The sequence below is a fragment of the Bradyrhizobium embrapense genome (assembly GCF_001189235.2).
In the GTDB taxonomy this organism is placed as follows: Bacteria; Pseudomonadota; Alphaproteobacteria; order Rhizobiales; family Xanthobacteraceae; genus Bradyrhizobium; species Bradyrhizobium embrapense.
In genome coordinates this window covers 1036086-1055795 of record NZ_LFIP02000001.1, presented here as the reverse complement: position 1 = coordinate 1055795, position 19710 = coordinate 1036086, and the positions used below count along the sequence as shown (strand labels likewise).

Sequence of the window (19710 nt, the reverse complement as noted above, 5' to 3'; positions counted from 1 at the left end):
GCCGATGCCGACACGAACCATTCTCCTGGGCTGCGTCATCGTGCTGGTCGCCGTCATCGCCGGCGCGCCCTTCGTGCTGAACGAGGGCTTCCTGCGGCTCGCGACCGAATGCCTGCTGCTGCTGACGATGGCGCAGATGTGGAACCTGCTGGCGGGCTATGCCGGGCTGGTGTCGCTCGGCCATCAGGTCTTCATCGCGTTCGGTGCCTATGCGCTGTTCCTGACCTCGGGCTGGCTCGAAGTCACGCCGATCTGGGTGTTGCCGGTTGCGCCGTTGGTGGCGGGCGCGGTCGCCGCGATCATCGCGTTTCCGCTGTTTCGGTTGCGCGACGCCTATTTCTCGATCGCGATGTGGGTGTTCGCCGAGATCATCGGCGCCTTCACGATGAAATCGCAGGCGGTCGGCGGCACCTCGGGCATGCCGCTCGCCACCAGCAAGCTGATCGATTTCGACTGGTTCGAGCCGACCATGTTCTGGCTCGCCGGCGGCCTGACGCTGGTCACGATCGCGGCGCTGTACAAGATGATGACCTCTAGCTTCGGGCTCGGGCTGATGAGCGTGCGCGACAATGATCTTGCCGCGATGAGCGTCGGCGTCGACGTCCGCCATAACCGCTTCGTCGCCTTCGTACTCTCGGCGGCCGGATGCGGGCTGGCGGGTGCGCTCAGCTTCATGGGCAATCTGTTCATCGCGCCGCTCGCGGCCTTCGACGTCAACTGGTCGGTCTACATGATGTTCATCGTGATCATCGGCGGTATCGGAACGCTGGAAGGGCCAATCCTCGGCGTCATCATCTTCTTCGGCCTGCGTGAGCTGATGACCGGGCCGCTCGGCCTGTCCGGAGGCTGGTATCTGGTCGGGCTGGGCATCATTGCGGTCGTCGTGATGATCGTGGCGCCGCGCGGCATCTGGCCGGCCTTGCGTGATCGTCTCGGCGTGCGGCTGCTCGACGTCCACCGCGCCGCGCCACGGCCGGCCGCGGCCACCATCCTGCCGGGCGCGTCGGAACGGGTTACCGGATGAGGCTGGCCTTCACGCCGTCACCATTGCTTGTATTCTGGTCGTTCTGGCTTTGAGTGGAGGGCGTGATGGCTCTGATTTTCCGGCATGGCGGGTGGGTATTGGCCGGCCTGGTTGCGGCGGCGATGACGGCACCGCCGCCCGCGCAGGCCGAGCGCAGGATGTGGCCGCAGGCGGCCGCAACGCACCCGATGGATGGGCTCACGACGGACGAAATCCGCTCGGTCTCCGAAATCCTGCGCGGCGCCGGCAAGCTCGACGATGCGACGCGGGTCGTCTCGATGACGGTCGACGAGGATCCCAAGGACGAGGTGCGGGCGTGGAAGCCCGGCCAGCCGTTCACGCGCCGGGCGACCGCGACCTTGCTGAGCGGCGGACATCTCTATGAGGCGCATATCGATCTCGCCGCGCGCAGCCTGGCCGGCTGGGACGAAATCAGGGACCATGAGGCCGCGCTGACCATCGACGAGCTGATGTCGGCCGGCGACCTGCCGAAGCAGGACCCGCGCTGGATCGCCGCGATGGCCAAGCGCGGCATCACCGATTTCCGCAACGTCATGTGTCTGCCGCTGACGGTCGGTCCGGTGAGCGACCCCGCCATGAAGGGCCGCCGCCTGCTCAACGTGCCCTGCGTCGACACCACAGGCGCCGTCAACAATCTCTGGGGCAAGCCGATCGAGAACCTCGTCGCCCAGGTCGATCTCAAGAGCAAGACGGTGCTGTCGGTGACCGATCTCGGCGTGGTGCCGCCGCCGCCGCAGACGCCATCGCACGCCTATGCCGACTCCGGAAAATACCGCAAGCCACCGAAGCCGATCGAGATCACCGCGCCCGAGGGCAGCAATGTCAAGGTGGAGGGCGGCCAGGTCCGTTGGGACAATTGGTCGTTCCATGTCCGGCTCGAGCCGCGTGTCGGCGCGGTGCTGTCGTTGATCCGCTACGACGACCACGGCACGTTCCGCGATATCGCCTACCAGATCTCGGCGAGCGAGATGTTCGTGCCCTATATGGATCCGGCGCCGACCTGGTCGTTCCGCGCCTACATGGACATCGGCGAGTACGGTTTCGGCGTGCTCTCCAGCGAATTGCAGCGCGGCATCGATTGCCCCGAGGGTGCGCATTTTCTCGATCTGACGATCTCGGACACCAAGGGCAATCCGGTGGTCTCCAAGGGCGCGGTCTGTATCTTCGAGCGCCCGACCGGCGATCCGATCTGGCGCCACAGCGAGCTGATCAACAACACCGCCGAGGTGCGGCCGAACAATGAGCTGGTGGTGCGGATGGCGCCGGTGGTCGGCAATTACGACTATCTGGTGGACTACGTGTTCGACCGCGCCGGCAACATCGACGTGCGGCTCGGTGCTTTTGGCATCGATGCGACCAAGGGGGTCGCGAGCCGAACCTTGAGCGATCCGACGGCGAAGCAGGATACGGCCTACGGGACGCTGGTCGACGAGCGGCTGCTCGCCGTCAATCACGATCACTACATGACCTTTCGGATCGACATGGACGTCGACGGCACCTCGAACCGGCTGGTCGAGGACCGCTTCAGCGTCCGCCGGCTGGATGAGGGCCAGCGCAAGAGCCTCTGGCAGATCGAAACGAAGCCGGTTGCGACCGAAGGCCCCATCACGATGCCATTGAACGCCGCGCAGTTCCGGATCGAGAGCACGGGCAAGACCAACAGCCGCGGCTACCGGACGAGCTACCAGATCATGCCCGGCCACTCCGACGTGTCATTGCTCGCCAAGGACGATCCGATCCAGCTGCGCGCCGGCTTCAGCGCCTACACGCTGTGGACCTCGGCCTACGCCAGGGACGAGCGCTACGCCGCAGGCATGTATCCGAACGAAAACCCTGACGTCGATGGCCTACCGAAATGGACGGCGGCGAAACGGCCGATCGAGGATCGCGACCTCGTGCTGTGGTATACGGTCGGTTTCCGCCACGTGCCGCGCGCCGAGGATTGGCCGGTCATGCCAGGGCTGTGGCATGGCTTCCGGCTGCGTCCATTCAACTTCTTCGACCGCAATCCCGCGCTCGACGTGCCGCCGATGGTGAATGCCAGGGACACCAAATGAGGGGCCGCGCGCATCACATCGGGGGGATAGCCGGCGCGCTGCTGACGCTGTTGGTGGCGCAGAAGGTCACGGCGGCCGAAAGCGGCGCTGACGATGCGTCCTTGCTCTATCTGGGCAGCGGCGACTGGGAGCGCCAATCTGCGCCGCGCAAGCTCGCGCTCGCGGCCGACTTCATGCGGATCTTCTGCACCGACCAGCGAATGTCGGCGGCATCGCTGGCCGACTGCCTCGACCATGACAGGGCGGCCGGCGCGCCGTTCGAGCGCGCCATGGCCTGCGTCAGCGCGCTGTCAGCCGGCCGCTGAGAGCCCGGCGTCGATCCCTTCGGCGATCGTCTTCACGTCGGCTGAGGTGAGGATCAGGGGCGGGGACAGGATCAGGTTGTTGCCGGAGACGCGCAGCATCACGCCGGCCTCGTAGGCGCTATCTGCCACTTTCGCCATCGTCTTCTTGTCCGCGGGCTTCTTGCTGTCGCGATCGGCAACCAGCTCGAGCGCGGCCATCAGGCCCTTGCCCCTGACGTCGCCAACCAATGCATGCTTCGCCTTGAGCGCGGCCAGCGCCTGTGCGAGGTCCTTGCCGCGTGCAGCGGCATTCTCGTCGAGCTTGAGGCGGCGGGTCTCGGCCAGCGCCGCAAGTCCGGCGGCACAGCCGACCGGATGGCCCGAATAGGTATAGCCATGGCCGATCGAGCCGAAATTGGTGGTGTCCGTTTCGAAGGCTTCCGCGACCTGCTCGCCGATCAGCGTCGCACCGAGCGGGAAATAGCCTGAGGTGATCGCCTTGGCCACCGTCATCATGTCGGGCTTCACGCCCCAGAGCCGCGAGCCGGACCACGCGCCGGTGCGTCCGAATCCGGTGACGACCTCGTCCGCGATCATCAGGATGCCGTGACGGTCGCAGATCTCGCGTGCCAGCTTCATGAAGCTGTCCGGCGGCACGATCACGCCGCCGGCACCTAACGCCGGCTCCATGATGAAGGCCGCAATGGTGTCGCCGCCCTGGAACGCGATCTCCTCCTCCATCGCCGCCGCGCAAAGCTGCGCGAGCCTGGCGGGATCGGTCTCGTTGAAGGGATTGCGATAGGTCGACGGCGCCGGGATATGAAATACGCCGGGCAGCATCGGCTCATAGTTGCGGCGGAAATTGGCGTTGCCGTTGACGGAGGCGCCGCCGAAATGGGTGCCGTGATAGCCCTTCTTCAGCGCCAGGAACTTGGTGCGGTCGGCGTGGCCCTTGATCTTCCAGTATTGCCGCGCAAGCCGCAGCGCGGTCTCGACCGAGTCCGATCCGCCCGACGTGAAGAAGGCGCGCACCATGCCTTCCGGCTTGAACCATTCGGTGAGCTCGTAGGCGAGCTCGATGGAGGGACCGTTCGAGGTGCCGCGGAAGCCAGAATAGTAGGGCAGCGCGCTGAGCTGGTCTGCGATCGCCTGTTTGATCGGATCACAGCTGTAGCCGAGGTTGACGTTCCACAGGCCGCCGACCGCATCGATCACGGTCTTGCCGTCGATGTCGGTGACGTGGACGCCTTCGCCCTTCATCACGATCCGCGGCGGCTGCGCGCGCATCTCGGCAGGATGGGCCATCGGGTGCCAGATCGGCTTGGCGTTGTTCTCAACCAGGAAGTTTCTGTCGCGCATGTTGGCTCTCTTAGTGGAATTGCAGCCCGAAATGCCGCAGCGCTTCGCTGTAGGACGCGGCTGGATTGCGCACATCGAACAGCACCGTACGCATGTCGCACGCCGCGGCGCCCGTGATGTTGCGGCGCTGGTCGTCGACAAAGACGCAATCTTCTGCCTCAAGCGCCAGTTCGTCCAGCACGGTTTGATAGGCGCGCGGATCGGGCTTCAGGATACCGGTATGGGTCGCGTCGACGATGGTGTCGAAGCGCTTGAGGATGGAGAGGTGGGTGCGGAAATCCGCGCCGTAGAACAGGTCGAGCTCGTTTGAGAGGATCGCAAGCCGGAACCCGGCATCGGCGGCGAGGGTGATCGCGCGCACGGCCTCCGGGCGGATCACGGTGTCGGGATCGGCGCCGCGCGCACGCTTCACGAAAGTCTCCATATCGCGCCAGTCCTCGCCGACCATGCGCCCGACTTCGCGGCTGCGGGTCAGCCAGTAGTCGCGTTCGGAAAGCTCGCCGCGCTGCATCGCGGCCCAGAGCGGATCGCTGTCGGGGGCGAATGGTCCGAGCCATTTCAGCGTGCACGGAGCAAGCCCGAGCGCGCGCTCGGTCAGATCATGGGTCTCGAACAGGGTCTTCGAGATCACACCGCCGAAGTCGAGCACCAACGCCTTTGCGAGCGGCCTCTTCATGCGGCAGCCGTCGCGCGGCCGGGACGGACAATGCCGGCCTTAACCCAACGGTCGAAGATGCCGAGCACGGTTTCATTGAACTTCGCGCTGTTGATGTGGTCTTTGATCTCGTGCAGCTCGACCGGCGGCTGGACTGCCGAGCGCATCGCGTCGACAAAGGCGGCGAGGGCTTCGGGGTCGTGCAGGGCTTCGCCTGCGCGGTCCCATTGCTGGATGCCGCCGGCAGGCAGCACGAAGGCGACCGGTGCGCTGGCGCCGGCCAGCTTCTCCGCAATCGCGTGAGCGATCCGGCGGCGATCGGCGGCTCCCGACGTTGCCGACGCGAGCAGCCGGTTGTGCGCGTGGAACGGCCGATCCGCCAGCTCGTTCGGAACCCCAAGCCATGCCGGGAAGTCGACCATGTCGATCGCCCCGGGCGCGACGATCTGCGGAATGCCGGCTCTGCCGGCATTCTCCAGCCGGTCGGCGCCTGAATTGACCACCGAGCCGGTGAGCTGATTGGCCACTTCCTGCAGGCTGAGGTCCAGCACTGCGGCAAAGCCGCCCTGGGCTGCGATCGATTCCATCGCGCGGCCGCCCATGCCGGTGGTGTGGAAGACCACCACCTCATAGCCGCGTTGCTCGAGTTGCGGCTTGAGCTCCACCATGTAGCGCAGGCAGCTCTTGCCGAGCGAGGTGATCGCAACGACCGGCCGGTCCCGGCTCGGCTTGATCGCGCTCCTGGCCGCGCCGACGATCGCGCCGCAGGCCTGCGACAGCACGGCCGTGCAGGTGCCGTTGAGGCCATAGAGGCCGCCGGCCCACAGGATCATCATCAGATCGGCGGCGACGCGCTCGGGCGGAATCAGGTGCGAGAAGGCGACGGTCGAGACGATCAGCTTCGGCAGGCCGAGCGGCAGCGCCTGCGCGACGTCGAGCGCAAGGTCGGTTCCCATCGTGCCGCCGATCGCGATCACGCCGTCGATGGCATCGCGCGCCGCAAGCTGGCGCGCGAGATTCGCAGCGCCGATTGCCATCAGCGACATCGCGGAGTTTTCGTCGCCGCTGGATGCAATCGCCGCGATCGTGGTCTCTGCAGCCGCCGCCACCGCGTGCTTGTCGTGCGCGGGCCGATAGGGCGGATCGCCGAGCACGCTGATGTCCATCATGATCGTTGTGCCGCCGGCGCGGGCGATGCAATCGCTCATGAACAGCAGTTCGTCGGCCTTGGTGTCTCCAGTGCCGATCAGAAGAATACGGGGCTGCGTGATCTCGGGCATGACCTTCGGCTCGCCGGCGGCGTGAGGGGATGTGGACGAGTTGGTCTGCACCCAGCGGGCAGGGCGTTCGGCCATCGTGCGATCACGCTATGAGGGCACCGGCCGCGGCAACATCCACCTATCGGTTGATTGCTGCCAAAGCCTTGATTTGGCGAGGATTGCGCCATGCCAGCGATCCCCGGTCGGGAGCCGCTTTTGTCACCCTCACAATGATCTCGTATGCAGCAAGCCCAGATCGATCTGTTACGTTCGGCCGCAATTCCGGCCCAGCAGCTCTTCATCGGCGGCCGGCCCGCGCAAGCGCTTGGCGAGGCACGGCTCGACGTGGTGTCGCCGATCGACGGCACGCTGCTGACGACGATTGCGGACGGCGATGCGGCCGATATCGACCTTGCCGTGAGACAGGCGCGGCAGGCCTTCGAGCAGGGAAGCTGGTCGCGCGCGGCACCGGCGCAGCGCAAGAAGGTGCTGCTGCGGCTCGCCGAACTCATCGAGCAGCACGCGCTCGAGATCGCGGTGCTCGGCGTGCGCGACAACGGCACCGAGATCGGCATGGCCTACAAGGCCGAACCGCTGTCGGCCGCTGGTACCATTCGTTACTACGCCGAAGCGATCGACAAGGTGTATGGCGAGATCGCGCCGACCTCGGGTGACGTGCTCGGGCTCGTGCATCGTGAGCCGCTCGGCGTCGTCGGCGTCATCGTGCCGTGGAATTTCCCGTTGATGATCGGGGCGTGGAAGATCGGTCCGGCGCTCGCCGCGGGAAATTCGGTCGTGGTCAAGCCCCCGGAACTGGCGTCGCTGACGCTGCTGCGGCTGGCCGAGCTCGCGACCGAGGCAGGTCTGCCGGACGGCGTGCTCAACGTCGTCACCGGCCGCGGCGTATCGGCCGGCGAGGCGCTCGCGCTGCACATGGATGTCGATGTGCTGGCCTTCACCGGCTCGGGCGCAGTCGGCCGCAGGCTGCTGGAATGCTCGGCACGCTCAAACCTGAAGCGGGTCCATCTCGAGCTGGGCGGCAAGTCACCCAACATCGTATTCGCCGATGTGCCCGACATCAAGCATGCGGCCAAGGTCTCGGCCAACGGCATCTTCCGCAATTCGGGCCAGGTCTGCGTGGCCGGCTCGCGGCTGCTGGTGCAGTCGAAAGTCTACGATCGCTTTATGGATGAGCTGCTCGATGCGACCGCCAAGCTCCGTGTCGGCGATCCCCTCGAACTGACGTCGGATGTCGGCGCCATTTCGAGCCAAGCTCAGTTGCGCAAGAATCTCGATGCGGTTGCCCGCGCGGAAGCGCAGGGTGCAAAGCGGCTGATCGGCGGCGAGCAGATCCGCGCTGAGAGCGGTGGCAATTTCATGGCGCCCGCGATCCTCGCCGAGGTGACGCCGTCGATGGAGGTCTGGCGCGAGGAAGTGTTTGGGCCGGTGCTGACGGTCACGCGGTTCGACGGCGAGCAAGAAGCCACGGTGCTCGCCAATGCGACGCCCTATGGACTTGCATCGGCGGTGTGGACCGGAAGCCTGTCGACGGCGCATCGCATGGTGCGCGCGATCAGGGCCGGCGTCGTGCACGTCAACGCCTATGGCGGCGCCGACATCACGGTGCCGCTCGGCGGTTTCAAGCAATCCGGCTTCGGGCGCGACAAGTCGCTCCACGCCCTGGACGCCTATACCGATCTCAAGACCGCATGGATCGCGCTATGACATCAGCAACTGCCGAACGTGCGGGCGTCTTGAACCGCTTGCTCGACGCCGAGCAGGAACGCTTTCGGGCGCTGCATCCGCGCTCGGCCGCGGCCTGGCAAGAGGGCCGGCAACATTTCCTCTATGGCGGCCCGTCGCATTGGATGCGGCGTTGGGCAGGCGGCTTCCCTGTCTATGTCGAGGAAGCGCACGGGGCGCATATCAGGGATATCGACGGCCGCGACTACGTCGATTTCTGCCTCGGCGACACCGGCGGCATGTGCGGGCACGCGCCGGAGGCCGTGACGGAAGCCGCGCTGCATCAGCTCAAGCGTGGCGCCACCATGATGCTGCCGACCGAGGACAGTCTCTGGGTCGGCGCCGAGCTGTCGCGTCGCTTCGGTCCGAAATACTGGACTTTGACGACATCGGCGACTGATGCCAACCGCGCCGCGATCCGCATCTCGCGCATGATCACCGGCCGGCGCAAGGTGCTGGTGTTCTCCGGCTGCTACCATGGCGGCGTCGAGGAGGCGCATGTCGAGATTCGCGATGGCCGCGTCGGCCTGCGCAACATGATCCATCCCAACGGCGTCGATCATGACGCCGTGAGCCGGGTGGTCGAGTTCAACGATGTCGCGGCGCTCGAGGCGGCGCTGGCGCAGGGCGACGTCGCCTGCGTGCTGACCGAGCCGCTGATGACCAATTTCGGCATGATCCCGGTCGATCCCGGTTTTCACGAGGCGTTGCGCGACCTGACCCGCCGCACCGGCATCGTCCTCATCATCGACGAGACGCATACGCTGTCCTGCGGACCGGGCGGCTACACCGGGAGCCACGGGCTCGAGCCCGACATCTTCGTCGCCGGCAAGGCGATCGCGGGTGGCATACCAGCCGGCGTGTTCGGCCTCAGCGAGGAGATCGCCGAACGGCTCTGGAAGCTCGTGCCGCACGTCAATCCGCGCCAGCGACAGTCCGCGCATCTTGGTTTCGGCGGCACGCTCGCCGGCAACGCGTTGACGGTCGCCACCATGCGCGCGGTGCTGGATAAGGTCCTGACCTCAGCGAATTACGAGCGGATGATCGGAACCGCGACCCGGCTCGCACAGGAGGCGCGCCGGCTGATCGAGGCGGCCGGACTGCCCTGGCACGTCACCCAGATCGGTGCGCGCGCCGAGATCATGTTCATGCCACAGCCGCCTCGCAGCGGCGCCGACCTCATTGCCGGCCGGCAACCCGATCTCGAGACCTTGCTGCATGCGTTCTACATGAACGAGGGCATCCTGGTGACGCCGTTTCACAGCATGCTGCTGATGTGTCCGGCGACGTCGGGGCGGGACGTCGACAGGCACACGGCGGTGTTCGCGCAGTTCATCGAACTGCTGCGGGGCGCGGGAGCCATCTGATGCAGGCGCGTCCGTTCAAACTCGACGGCCGGGTCGCGATCGTCACCGGCGGCGGCCGCGGGATCGGCGCAGCCATTGTCAGGCGCCTTGCGCAGGCCGGCGCGACCGTGGTGATCGCCAACCGGACGCTCGATGTGGCCGAGGCACTGGCGCGCGAACTGGCACCCGATGGACGCGCCGCATATTGTGTCCCGTTCGACAGGCTCGATCGCGGCAGCTTGCGTGCCATGCTTGACGACATCGCCGCCAAACACGGCCGGCTCGATATCGTCGTGCACAATGCCGGCCGTTGTCCGTGGGCCTCGCTTGAACAGCTCGATGAAGCAAAGCTCGACGAGACGCTGGGGCTCAACCTGAACGCCAGCATCTGGCTGGCGCAGGCCGCAATCCCTCATATGCGCGCCAACGGCTTCGGTCGCATTCTGGTGACCTCCTCGGTGTCCGCGCGCGTCGCGATGGGCGGCGGTGCGCATTACTCGGCGGCGAAGGCCGGCGTCAACGCGTTCGTTCGCGGTGCCGCATTCGAGCTAGCGCGCGACGGCATCACCGTCAACGGCGTCGAAGCCGGCTTCATCGAGAAGCCCGGCCGCGGCACCATGAGCGCGCCGGAGAACAAGCCGAAGCTCGAACGCTTCATTCCGATGGGGCACATGGGGAGCGCCGACGACATCGCCTGCGCGATGCTCTTTCTCGCATCCACCGAGGCCAGGTACGTCACCGGGCAGACCATCGTCGTCGACGGCGGCTCGACGCTGCCGGAGACCGGATTTGCCGTCGAACGGCAGTGGGGACTCTAGATGAGCATGACATCTTCGGAAAACCGGTTTCCACTTTTCCGGATAATGCCCTGATGCCGCGGCTGGACGGAAAAACCGCGCTGGTGACCGGCGCAGCGACCGGGATCGGCCGGGCCACGGCCGTGCTGCTGGCGTTGAGCGGCGCGCGCGTCGTGCTGTTCGGGCTCGGTGACGCCGAATTGCAGGCAGCCGCCGCGGAGTGCGGAGGGCGGGCCGTCTTGGGTGACGTCACGCGTCCGGACGACATCGCCGATGCCGTCGCCGCCTGCGGCGCGCGGCTCGACATCGTCGTCAACGCCGCCGGCCTGATCGTGCCGGATCAGCCCGCCAGCGTCTCGGACGAGGTCTGGGCCAGGACGCTCGATGTCAACCTCACGGGGACCATGCGGGTCTGCCGGGCATCGCTGCCGCTGCTCCGGCAGCGCGGCGGCGCGATCGTCAACGTCGCCTCGGTTGCCGCATTCAACGCCAGCCCGGATAGCGCGAGCTACGCCGCCAGCAAGGCGGCCGTCGTCGCCTATACGCGCTCGCTGGCCTACGCCCACGGCGCCGACGGCATTCGCGCCAATGCGGTGGCGCCCGGCTGGGTACGGACGCCGATGAGCGCCTATGAAATGCAGTTGCTCGCGGACCAGAACGGCACCACGGCCGATGCCGAGTTTCGTAGCGTCGAACGGCGGATCGCGCTGGGCCGGATGGCCGAGCCCGCCGAGATCGCGGCATGCTGCCTGTTCCTGGCCTCCGGCGAGGCGTCCTTCGTCACCGGTGCGGTGCTGGTCGCCGATGGCGGCGGCCGCTCGCCGACGCAGAATCGCGCGGTATAGGACCTCGTCTCGAGCCGATCCCGGCCGGCGACGACGAAAGTCGCCCGCAACGTCACTCCGGCGCGATCGGATGCGCTGGACGCTCGATCGATGGCTTGAGGCTCTCGAGTTCGACGAAGGCATCGGCGTGTCTGCGAAGCTCATCGGCGATCATCGGAGGTTTCGTTCGAATGCTGGAAACGACGGTGACACGCACGCCCTTGCGCCTGACGGCCTCAACAACGGCTCGCAGGTCGCCGTCGCCGGAGAACACGAACGCATGATCGATGCGGGGCGCGATCTCCATTGCGTCGACCGCAAGCTCGATGCCGATGCTGCGCTTCATTCGCCTCCGGCCCTCGCCGTCGTCGTGCTGCCTGGCAGCCTTTCTCCTCACCGCATATCCGTTGTAATCGAGCCAATCCACCAGCGGCCGAAGGCTGCTGAACTCGTCGTCGTCCCTCACCACCGTGTAGAAATAGGCGCGGACGATTTGCCCATGCTTGCTGAACTCCAGGAGCAATCGCCGGAAGTCGACCTCGAAGCCGAGATTCTTGACCGTCGTGTGCAGATTCGCACCATCGATGAAAAGGGCAATACGATCGGTCATCTCAAGTCCCCATGAGGCCCGGATCAGTCGCAGTACGCATTGGTCCTGAAAATCTTTTCGAGCGCATGCCAGGCGCTCGATTGAAATATCTGATCCTAGAGCAAGGACTCGGCGGGGATGAAGCGGAATTTTCGATCGCGGCGGGTGCCATAGTGATCGTGCGCCTATTGATAAGGCCAGGTCCAAGCATGGCGCCGGCTCGCCGCATAGAGATGAAACGGTCGCCGTCGAGAAGAATGCTGCCGCTTACGTCCGCGCCGCACATCGGTGTATTCGGCGACGGAGGATTCCCTCGCGGTTGCGTTTCGAACTCATCGGGCGAGCGGCGCTCCGCGCAGTGCCGCACCGCGCGGCGGCGTCGGCGAACTGCCGCACCGCTGCGCCAGAGGCGACTACTGCGTCACCAGCATAACTACATCCAAAATCAATCGGGTGCACCGGCGCCATTTTGTGCCGATAGCGATATTTCGAGATACCACTTTTTTGCAGATACCGGATTTGCCGTTGCGAGTGTCGCCGGAGGGATGGCCTTGCTTCCCCGGGTGGATTGCTGATGGGCGCGGATCCGCAGCGCTGTGTTTGCTGCGCCGCCTCGACAATGCTCTCGTCCTCATACGAACCGTCGCGATCGACCCGCTGCTCGGTGTGATGTCCGTACCGGCAGGAGGCAGGTAGGCTCGCGTTGGGAGCTTGCCGTGAGCGCGGCAAGAGCTCCTCGATGGCGAGCGCAGCAGGCTATCGGCCGCGCCGGCCGAGGCGGGCAAGTCGATGCCGGCGGTCGACCAGTTGCGTCGAACCCACCCGGAGAACTGTGGCCGGCTCGGCGGGATTCCGCGGACCTGCTCCTGACACGAGGCCGTCATTCCGGACGTCGGTTTCGCGGCAACTTGCCCGTTGGCGCGCTCCTGAGACTGCCACCGTATTCACACGGGGGCGCCATATTGAAATGTCGTGAGATGCCAAATCTCCTATAATTTAAGGGATTTCATGCGCAGCGCTTCGGCGCGGCGTGCTCGGAAAGGGGTGTTGGCCGCTAGGCCAGTAGGGTTAACAAGGGATTACCGGGTGACAGCTTTCTTTCGGCTGATTATAAGCAAATCTTAGTTGGCGGATTTTGCCCCCAACCAGTTGCGTAAATTAATCGTAAGTAAAATTCATCGTAAAAGGGATTTTTTCCTATGCTGAAGCTCTTCATCCAGACCTCGGAATCCGTCAAGCGTCTTGCCTCGGACAAGGACGGCGTCGTGTCGTTCGAATACGTGATCGTCGCCGCCTGCGTCGTCGCCGCGGTCGCGGCTGCGTTCGGTACCAGCACTTCGTCCGGTATCGGCAAGGCGCTGAGCACCGCAATCACCAGCATCAGCACCGCTCTCACCACCGCTGTCTCGGCCTAAATCCGATCATTGACGGCGTTGGCAGAATTTTCTCTGCCAACGGTCGTCAACAGGATTGAGGTGTCGGCAAGGTAGGAGGAGGCTCGCTCCATGTTGCATCATTGCATCAAGGCAAGAGACGTGCTGCTGCGTCTGCGCACGGACAGGGACGGCGTCGTGTCGTTCGAGTACGTGATCGTGGCCGCCTGTGTCGTCGCCGCGGTCGCCGCCGCATTCGGGACGAGTACGGCCAGCGGTATCGGGCAAGCGTTGAGCACTGCGATCACCGCGATCTCAACCGCAGTTACGACCGCGGTCTCGGCCTAAATCGGCAAGTTCGCGCTTCGGAGGGGGGCATCATTTTATGCCCCCCACCACTTCTGAGGCACATATTTTCATGAGTTGGATTGCGTCCACGACCTCGTGTCTGGAAATCGCATTGTTGTTCTATGTCGCAACGATCGATATCGCGACACGGTTGATCCGAAACGAAATTTGCCTGGCGCTCGCGCTGCTTGGGATCGTCGGCCAATTGGCCAGCCCGATGCAGCTCGGCCAGTCGCTGATCGTCGCCGCAATCCTGTTCCTGGCGCTGTTCGTGATCTACCAGCGCAGAATGATCGGCGGCGGCGACGTCAAGTTGCTGGTTGCCCTGGCGATCGGTCTCCCGTTGGCCGGTGTGATTGAGCTGCTGACGGTAACCGCATTGGCCGGCGGCGTTCTGGCCGCGGTGCATCTGTTGATGCGCCGTCTGCCGCATCCGAGGCTGGCACCCGCCGGATCGTCGCTGGTGCGCCGGGTTTACGCGGTCGAGCGCTGGCGTCACGTGCGACATGCGCCGCTGCCCTACGGCGTCGCCATCGCATGCGGCGGCATCTGGACCATTTTGAGCAAAGGATTTTGATATGTCATCCGCTCTGCGCGTCTCGATCATCATGGTGCTGTTGCTTGCGGCTACGGCGCTCGGGCTGATTGCCTATGGTGCGAACCAGTCGAAGGACACGGTTGTTGCCGAGGCGGTCGCGGAAAAGCGGCCCGCCGCGCCTGCGACGGTCGGTTACTTTGTCGCGACACGTCCGCTGTCGAAAGGCGCGCTGGCCCGGGATGAGGATTTCGCCGTGCGCCAGGCGGCGTCGGATCGTGTCCCTGCAGGGGCGATCCTCGAAACGCCCGATACCAAGGCCGGACTTCCCGGTTCTCTGGTGCGCAAGTTCGTCGATGCCGGCAGTCCCATCACCTTGCAGGATATCCTGCGCCCCAAGGATCGCGGTTTCCTCGCCAGCGTTCTGGCGCCGGACAGCCGCGCCATCAGCATCAAGGTCGACGAGGAGACCGGCGTCTCGGGTTTGATCAGGCCGGGCGACAACGTTGATGTGGTGCTGACCCAGGTGTTCGAGAAGGCGAATCTGGCGCGGCGGGCGGTGAGCGAAACCGTTCTGTCCAATGTGCGCGTGATCGCGATCGATCAGGAGATCGCGCAAGGCGGGCGACCCATCACCAACGCGGTCGCGGGCAAGACGGCGCAGACCGTATCGCTGGAGCTCAAGCCGGATCAGGTCAAGAAGGTCTCCGTCGCAAAGCAGCTCGGAACGCTCTCTCTCGTCGTCCGCGCTGCGGCCGAGCAGTGGGACAAGGCAGATACCGGTGTGACGTCGAGCTGCGATGTGTCGCCCGAGCTGGCGCGCCAAAGCGCGCTTGCCGGCCAAAGCACCATGGTCGCGATCTACACCGGCAGCGAAGTCAAGCAATACTCGGTCCGGAAGCAGGATATCGACGACGACGTCCTTGCGGGCTGCGACGGCGTGACGGAGGTCGACCGTCAGGCGACGGCGGTGGTGGGTGACGCGAGCAAGGGGCCGGAGAAACGTCGATGAGTGTGAACATGGCAGTGATGGAATCCCCCGAAGAGACGACGTCCGTTGTCACGCGTAACCGCATCGTCTGCTTCGTCAACGACGAGCTGAGCGCCGCAGCCCTGCGCAAGGGGCTCGACGGCAGCAATTTAGTCATCCGGCGTGGCACCATCCGTCATGCGACGCGCATGCTCGAGACCGACACCGATCTGTCGGCGTTGGTGACCGACATCAGCGGGATCGACGATCCCTTTACCGAACTGGAGCGTCTGGCCAGCGTCTGCCCGCCCGACGTCAAGGTGTGCCTGATCGGCGAGAACAGGGAAATCACCTTCTATCGCGAGCTGATGGAGATCGGCCTTACCGAGTATCTCCCAACGCCGATCACAAGGGATATGGTGCTGGACCAGCTCCGGCCGAAGCTGCTTGGCGAGGTCGCGCCCGCTCAGAACGACCGTGGCGGGCATGTGGTGTCGATCTGTGGCGCGCAGGGCGGCGCCGGAGCGACCAGCGTCGCCATCAACCTCGCGCTGCAACTGGCCGAAACCACCAAGGCCAAGGTGGCGCTGCTCGATCTGCATCTGCAGGGCGGCGAGACCGCGGTAATGCTGGGTGTCCGCCCTGGACCCGGCCTCCGCATTGCGCTCGAGAATCCGATGCGGGCCGACACCCTGTTCCTGGAGCGCGCGGCGATCGAGGTGAACGATCGGGTTGTCCTGATTTCGGGCGACGAAGATCTCGATGCCAAGCTCGATATCACCGAAGCGGGCGTGCGGCACGTGCTGGGCTTGCTTCGCCAGCGGTTCAACTACGTCGTTGTCGATGTGCCGGTGCCGTTCCCCGCATCGATCTATCCGGTCATTCAGATGTCCCGTCATGTGCTGGTGCTGCTGGAGGCCGAAGTGACGGGCTTGCGCAACGCGCACGCGCTACGTAACGCCGTCACCAACATCGCCGGCAAGGATCGGGTCTTTACCTTGCTCAATCGTGCCGATCGTCCTGGCGGTCTGCCCAGGGCGACGATCGTCAAGGCGTTGGGCGCAGAGCCCGACATGATCATCCCGGACCTCGGCAAGGGAATGACCCAGGCCGTCAACCTCGGCGTTCCCGCGCTCAAGCATGTCTCCGCACTACGGCGGCACCTCGCTCCGATCGTACGGGAGATCACCGGTGTCGGCTCCAGGAAGAAGGCGGGGTGGAAGAGGTGGCTCGGGCTATGAAGAAGTTCGGCAGGCGCGCAGACGAAATGCCGGTGCGGATGCTCGGGGCGATGCCAAGCCCGCCGGCAGAGGCGCCAAACGTTTGGCCAGCACCGCCGGCCTTGCCGCCGACGGATCCGGGCGTGGCGCCATCGGCGTCCAGCCTGTTCGTATCGGCACCGAAGCAGGACGAGCCTGTGACGCACCATCCGGCGATGCCGTCGTCGCTGCGCGAACGCGTGATCGAGCAGATCGAGCCGTCGGTGGCTGCGACCGTGTCCCGCGACGTCCTTCGCCGGCAGATCGAGGAAATCATTCACGGTATCGCCAACCAGGAACGGCTGGAGCTCTCGGGCCGCGAGCAGCTCTTCCTGGCGGAGGAGATCGCGGACGACATGACCGGCTACGGGCCGCTTCGTCCGCTTCTGCTCGACGAGACGATCAACGACATCATGATCAACGGGCCGAGCAACATCTATGTCGAGCGCAGCGGCAGGCTCGAGCGGGTCGCGGTCCGGTTTCGCGACAACGACCACATCGTCCAGGTCGCGCAGAAGATTGCCGCGCAGGTCGGCCGGCGCGTCGACGAATCCAGTCCGATGGTCGATTGCCGTCTCCCGGACGGCAGTCGCGTCAACATCATCTTGCCGCCCCTCTCGGTGCATAGCCCCTGCATCTCGATCCGAAAATTCCCGAGCAGGCGCCTGAACATCGCCGGAATGATCGAGAACGGCTCGATGGCGCCTGCGATCGGGCAGCTTCTGGAGATCGCATCCCGCTGCCGGCTCAATGTCCTGGTCTCCGGCGGCACCGGCTCCGGCAAGACAACGCTGCTCAACGCGATGAGCCAGTTCATCGATCACAGTGAACGCGTGGTCACGATCGAGGATGCCGCGGAGTTGCAGCTGCAGCAGCCGCACGTGATCAGTCTGGAGACGCGGCCTCCGAGCCTCGAGGGTACGGGGCAGGTGACCCAGCGTGACCTGCTCTGGAATGCGCTGCGCATGCGGCCGGACCGCATCGTCGTGGGCGAGGTGCGTGGCGCCGAGGCATTCGACATGCTGCAGGCGATGAACACCGGTCATGACGGATCGATCTCCACCGTGCATGCGAACAGCACGCGCGATGCCCTGACCCGCATCGAGAACATGGTGCAGATGGGACAAGTCAATCTGCCGTCGCGCGCGATCCGTGCGCAGATCGTCGCAGCGCTGGACCTCATCGTTCAGGTCGAACGCATGCGGGACGGCCAGCGCCGCATCGTGCAGGTCAGCGAGGTGATCGGCCTCGAGGGCGAAGTGATCACCACCAATGACATTGCGCTGTTCGAGTACAAGGATGAGGACGTTCACGGGCGGATATCGGGCACCTACAGGTCCACCAACGCGGTTCCGAAATTCAAGAGCCGGCTCGTCTATTACGGGCTCGAGCGAGCCTGGGCCGAAGCGATGAGGCAGATCTGATGTCGACGCCCCTGGTCATCGTTCTGGTGCTTCTGCTGTGTGCCACGGTCAATACGCTGTGGCTCGACGCGCGCCAGCGGCGCTTGGACCGCCGGCTCGAGAGTGCCTTGCCGGCGGCTGAAGCGGCAGCCCTGGTGTCGATCCGCCGCGCGGCCAAGGCTTCGCGTTGGAATCTGCTCAATCGCCTCACCAATTATCGCCCCGAGATGGTGTACGTCGTGCGCCCGGTCTACGTGCTGCTTGCAGGAGGAATGGCAGCGGCCGGTGTCCTCTACCTCAACGAGGTGCTGAAATTCCCCGGCTATCGAGCGGCTATTGCGGCGGCGGTCGTCGCCATCCTGGTCGTGCGCGGCCTGTTCGGATGGCAGCAGCGTAACTTCGCAAACCGACTCTTCCAGCAACTTCCCGACGCGGTCCAGCTGGTGACGAGTACCGTGCGGTCGGGGCTGCCAGTCAACGAAGCATTCCGCACCATCGCCCGCGAGATGCCGCAACCGACATCCGGCCAATTTGCCATCGTCTGTAACGAACTGAATATGGGCAGGTCGCCTGAGGAGGCCGTGGAAGAGATCTATCAGCGAACGCGAGTGCCGGAATATGCGATGTTTGCCGTAACGCTTGCGGTGCAGCTGAAGACCGGCGGCAGTCTGGCGGAAACGCTGCAGACGCTGGGCGAGACGGTGAGCCAGCGGGTTGCACTGGCGGCTCGCGCGAAAGCGTTGGCGGGAGAGGTCATCTTCTCCTCGCGCGCTCTCACATTCGCGCCGCTGATCGTCGGCGGGTTGCTCTATTGGATCAATCCGCAGTCGATCGATCTGCTGTTGTTCGATCCCGAAGGAAACGTGCTGCTCGCCTATGCGGCGTGTTCGGTCCTGATGGGGCATTTCGTGATCCGCTGGATGGTCAGAAGGGAGACGGCGCTATGACGGTCGGTCTCGCCCTTGCATCCCTTGCCGTCATGACCGCGGCTGCGACCTTCCTGATGATCATCCGGGAGGTGCACCTGCGCGCCTTGAACACCCGTGTTTCGAACGCGGTGCTGGGCATTCCCGACCAAACGACCTCGTCAAGGGATTTGATCGGCTGGCTTTCGTCGCTCGGCATGCGCTACAGGCGCTTCTATGGTCAGGAAAACCTCGACCAGTTGCGGATGGTCCTGCAATCGGCAGGGTTCAATCACTATCGCGTGCTGCCGATCTGGATCGGTTTCAAGACGGTCAGCATGTTCATGCTTCCGATCGCAGCCTTCTCCGTCGCGGAGATTATCGGAAGCCCGTTCAGCGACACGATGATCTATACGCTGCTTGGCGTGGCGTTTGGAATCGTGGGCCCACGTCTGATCCTGTCGGTGCTGAAGCGGCGCTTCGATGCGGCGATCCGGCTTGGAACGCCCGATACGATCGACCTGCTGGTCGTCTGCAGCGAGGCAGGCATGGGCCTGGAGAGCGCGCTGGAACGCGTGGCGGACGAGATGCGGCAGACCAATCCCGCGATCGCTCATGTACTGCATGGCCTTCTTGATGATCTCCGAATCCTGCCGAACCGCGCCGACGCATTCGAGAAGCTTGCGTCCACGTCGGAGGGGCTCCGTCGTTTTGGCACCATGGTGAGCCAAAGCCTGCAATACGGCACGCCGTTGAGCCAGGCGCTGCGCAGCATCGCAACCGACTTGCGCCGGGAGCGCATCACCAAGCTGGAAGAGCGCGCGCACAAGCTGGGCGCCAAGCTCACCGTCCCGATGGTGCTGTTCATGCTGCCGGCGATGTTCATCATTCTGGGCGCGAGCCCGTTCCTCCACCTCATGCGTACATTCTCCAACATCGGTCATTAGGCGATGAGTGCA

The 19710-nt window shown here is 64.9% G+C and carries 19 protein-coding genes; 15 read left to right on the top strand and 4 right to left on the bottom strand.

Annotation, left to right across the window (positions count from 1 at the left end; translation table 11 throughout):
• The first annotated feature begins 4 nt into the window (after positions 1-4).
• From AKN83_RS05235 to AKN83_RS05225, 3 genes are all read left to right on the top strand, one after another.
• Positions 5-1024 (top strand): branched-chain amino acid ABC transporter permease, encoded by a 1020-nt coding sequence (locus AKN83_RS05235; protein WP_244521894.1) that lies wholly within the window; start codon positions 5-7, stop codon positions 1022-1024.
• A gap of 65 nt (positions 1025-1089) precedes the next feature.
• A complete protein-coding gene (locus tag AKN83_RS05230; RefSeq protein ID WP_157113218.1) occupies positions 1090-3102 on the top strand; it encodes a copper amine oxidase in 2013 nt (670 codons plus the stop codon).
• Complete coding sequence (locus tag AKN83_RS05225; protein ID WP_050400142.1) at positions 3099-3407, top strand: hypothetical protein; 309 nt, start codon at positions 3099-3101, stop codon at positions 3405-3407. Before AKN83_RS05230 ends, AKN83_RS05225 begins: the two co-directional genes overlap by 4 nt.
• On the opposite strand, the gene AKN83_RS05220 is transcribed toward AKN83_RS05225, so the two are convergent.
• Genes AKN83_RS05220 through AKN83_RS05210 form a run of 3 tightly spaced genes read right to left on the bottom strand, consistent with a single transcriptional unit; the run spans position 3393 to position 6680 of the window.
• The gene (locus tag AKN83_RS05220; RefSeq protein WP_050400143.1) at positions 3393-4745 is read right to left on the bottom strand and encodes an aminotransferase class III-fold pyridoxal phosphate-dependent enzyme; all 1353 of its coding nucleotides are present in this window, start codon (positions 4743-4745) and stop codon (positions 3393-3395) included. The genes AKN83_RS05225 and AKN83_RS05220 overlap by 15 nt on opposite strands.
• Positions 4746-4755: 10 nt before the next feature.
• Positions 4756-5421: an HAD-IA family hydrolase gene (locus AKN83_RS05215; protein ID WP_050400144.1), complete on the bottom strand. Its 666-nt coding sequence runs from the start codon at positions 5419-5421 to the stop codon at positions 4756-4758.
• Positions 5418-6680: a Tm-1-like ATP-binding domain-containing protein gene (locus AKN83_RS05210; protein ID WP_050400287.1), complete on the bottom strand. Its 1263-nt coding sequence runs from the start codon at positions 6678-6680 to the stop codon at positions 5418-5420. Before AKN83_RS05210 ends, AKN83_RS05215 begins: the two co-directional genes overlap by 4 nt.
• A 219-nt stretch (positions 6681-6899) precedes the next feature.
• Here AKN83_RS05210 and AKN83_RS05205 point away from each other — a divergent pair, with 219 nt between their 5' ends.
• Genes AKN83_RS05205 through AKN83_RS05190 form a run of 4 tightly spaced genes read left to right on the top strand, consistent with a single transcriptional unit; the run spans position 6900 to position 11390 of the window.
• Positions 6900-8384 (top strand): aldehyde dehydrogenase, encoded by a 1485-nt coding sequence (locus AKN83_RS05205; protein WP_050400145.1) that lies wholly within the window; start codon positions 6900-6902, stop codon positions 8382-8384.
• Positions 8381-9769, top strand: coding sequence for a transaminase (locus tag AKN83_RS05200; protein WP_050400147.1), 1389 nt, complete (start codon positions 8381-8383; stop codon positions 9767-9769). Before AKN83_RS05205 ends, AKN83_RS05200 begins: the two co-directional genes overlap by 4 nt.
• Positions 9769-10566, top strand: a complete 798-nt coding sequence (locus tag AKN83_RS05195; protein WP_050400149.1) for an SDR family oxidoreductase — start codon at positions 9769-9771, stop codon at positions 10564-10566. The genes AKN83_RS05200 and AKN83_RS05195 overlap by 1 nt, the downstream gene beginning before the upstream one ends.
• Positions 10567-10619: 53 nt before the next feature.
• Positions 10620-11390: an SDR family NAD(P)-dependent oxidoreductase gene (locus AKN83_RS05190; protein ID WP_050400152.1), complete on the top strand. Its 771-nt coding sequence runs from the start codon at positions 10620-10622 to the stop codon at positions 11388-11390.
• A 52-nt stretch (positions 11391-11442) separates the two neighbouring features.
• Here the strand turns inward: AKN83_RS05190 and AKN83_RS05185 are convergent, their stop codons facing one another.
• Entirely contained in the window at positions 11443-12165 is a 723-nt protein-coding gene (locus AKN83_RS05185) for a LabA-like NYN domain-containing protein (protein ID WP_430641491.1), read from the bottom strand.
• A 992-nt stretch (positions 12166-13157) separates the two neighbouring features.
• Here AKN83_RS05185 and AKN83_RS05180 point away from each other — a divergent pair.
• From AKN83_RS05180 to AKN83_RS05145, 8 genes are all read left to right on the top strand, one after another.
• Positions 13158-13373 (top strand): hypothetical protein, encoded by a 216-nt coding sequence (locus AKN83_RS05180; protein WP_050400155.1) that lies wholly within the window; start codon positions 13158-13160, stop codon positions 13371-13373.
• Positions 13374-13463: 90 nt separating this feature from the next.
• Complete coding sequence (locus tag AKN83_RS05175; protein WP_050400156.1) at positions 13464-13679, top strand: hypothetical protein; 216 nt, start codon at positions 13464-13466, stop codon at positions 13677-13679.
• 37 nt (positions 13680-13716) lie between these two features.
• On the top strand, positions 13717-14256 hold the full coding sequence (locus AKN83_RS05170; protein ID WP_157113217.1) for a prepilin peptidase: 540 nt from the start codon (positions 13717-13719) through the stop codon (positions 14254-14256).
• Position 14257: 1 nt separating this feature from the next.
• Positions 14258-15226, top strand: coding sequence for a Flp pilus assembly protein CpaB (gene cpaB, locus AKN83_RS05165; protein WP_050400160.1), 969 nt, complete (start codon positions 14258-14260; stop codon positions 15224-15226).
• On the top strand, positions 15223-16425 hold the full coding sequence (locus tag AKN83_RS05160) for a CpaE/TadZ family protein (protein WP_244521893.1): 1203 nt from the start codon (positions 15223-15225) through the stop codon (positions 16423-16425). The genes cpaB and AKN83_RS05160 overlap by 4 nt, the downstream gene beginning before the upstream one ends.
• 194 nt (positions 16426-16619) lie before the next feature.
• Positions 16620-17867 carry a TadA family conjugal transfer-associated ATPase gene (locus AKN83_RS05155; RefSeq protein WP_430641503.1) on the top strand — a complete coding sequence of 416 codons (1248 nt, stop codon included), beginning with the start codon at positions 16620-16622 and terminating at the stop codon, positions 17865-17867.
• Entirely contained in the window at positions 17867-18793 is a 927-nt protein-coding gene (locus AKN83_RS05150) for a type II secretion system F family protein (protein WP_050400162.1), read from the top strand. Before AKN83_RS05155 ends, AKN83_RS05150 begins: the two co-directional genes overlap by 1 nt.
• Positions 18790-19698 carry a type II secretion system F family protein gene (locus tag AKN83_RS05145; RefSeq protein WP_050400164.1) on the top strand — a complete coding sequence of 303 codons (909 nt, stop codon included), beginning with the start codon at positions 18790-18792 and terminating at the stop codon, positions 19696-19698. Before AKN83_RS05150 ends, AKN83_RS05145 begins: the two co-directional genes overlap by 4 nt.
• Positions 19699-19710: the final 12 nt, after the last annotated feature.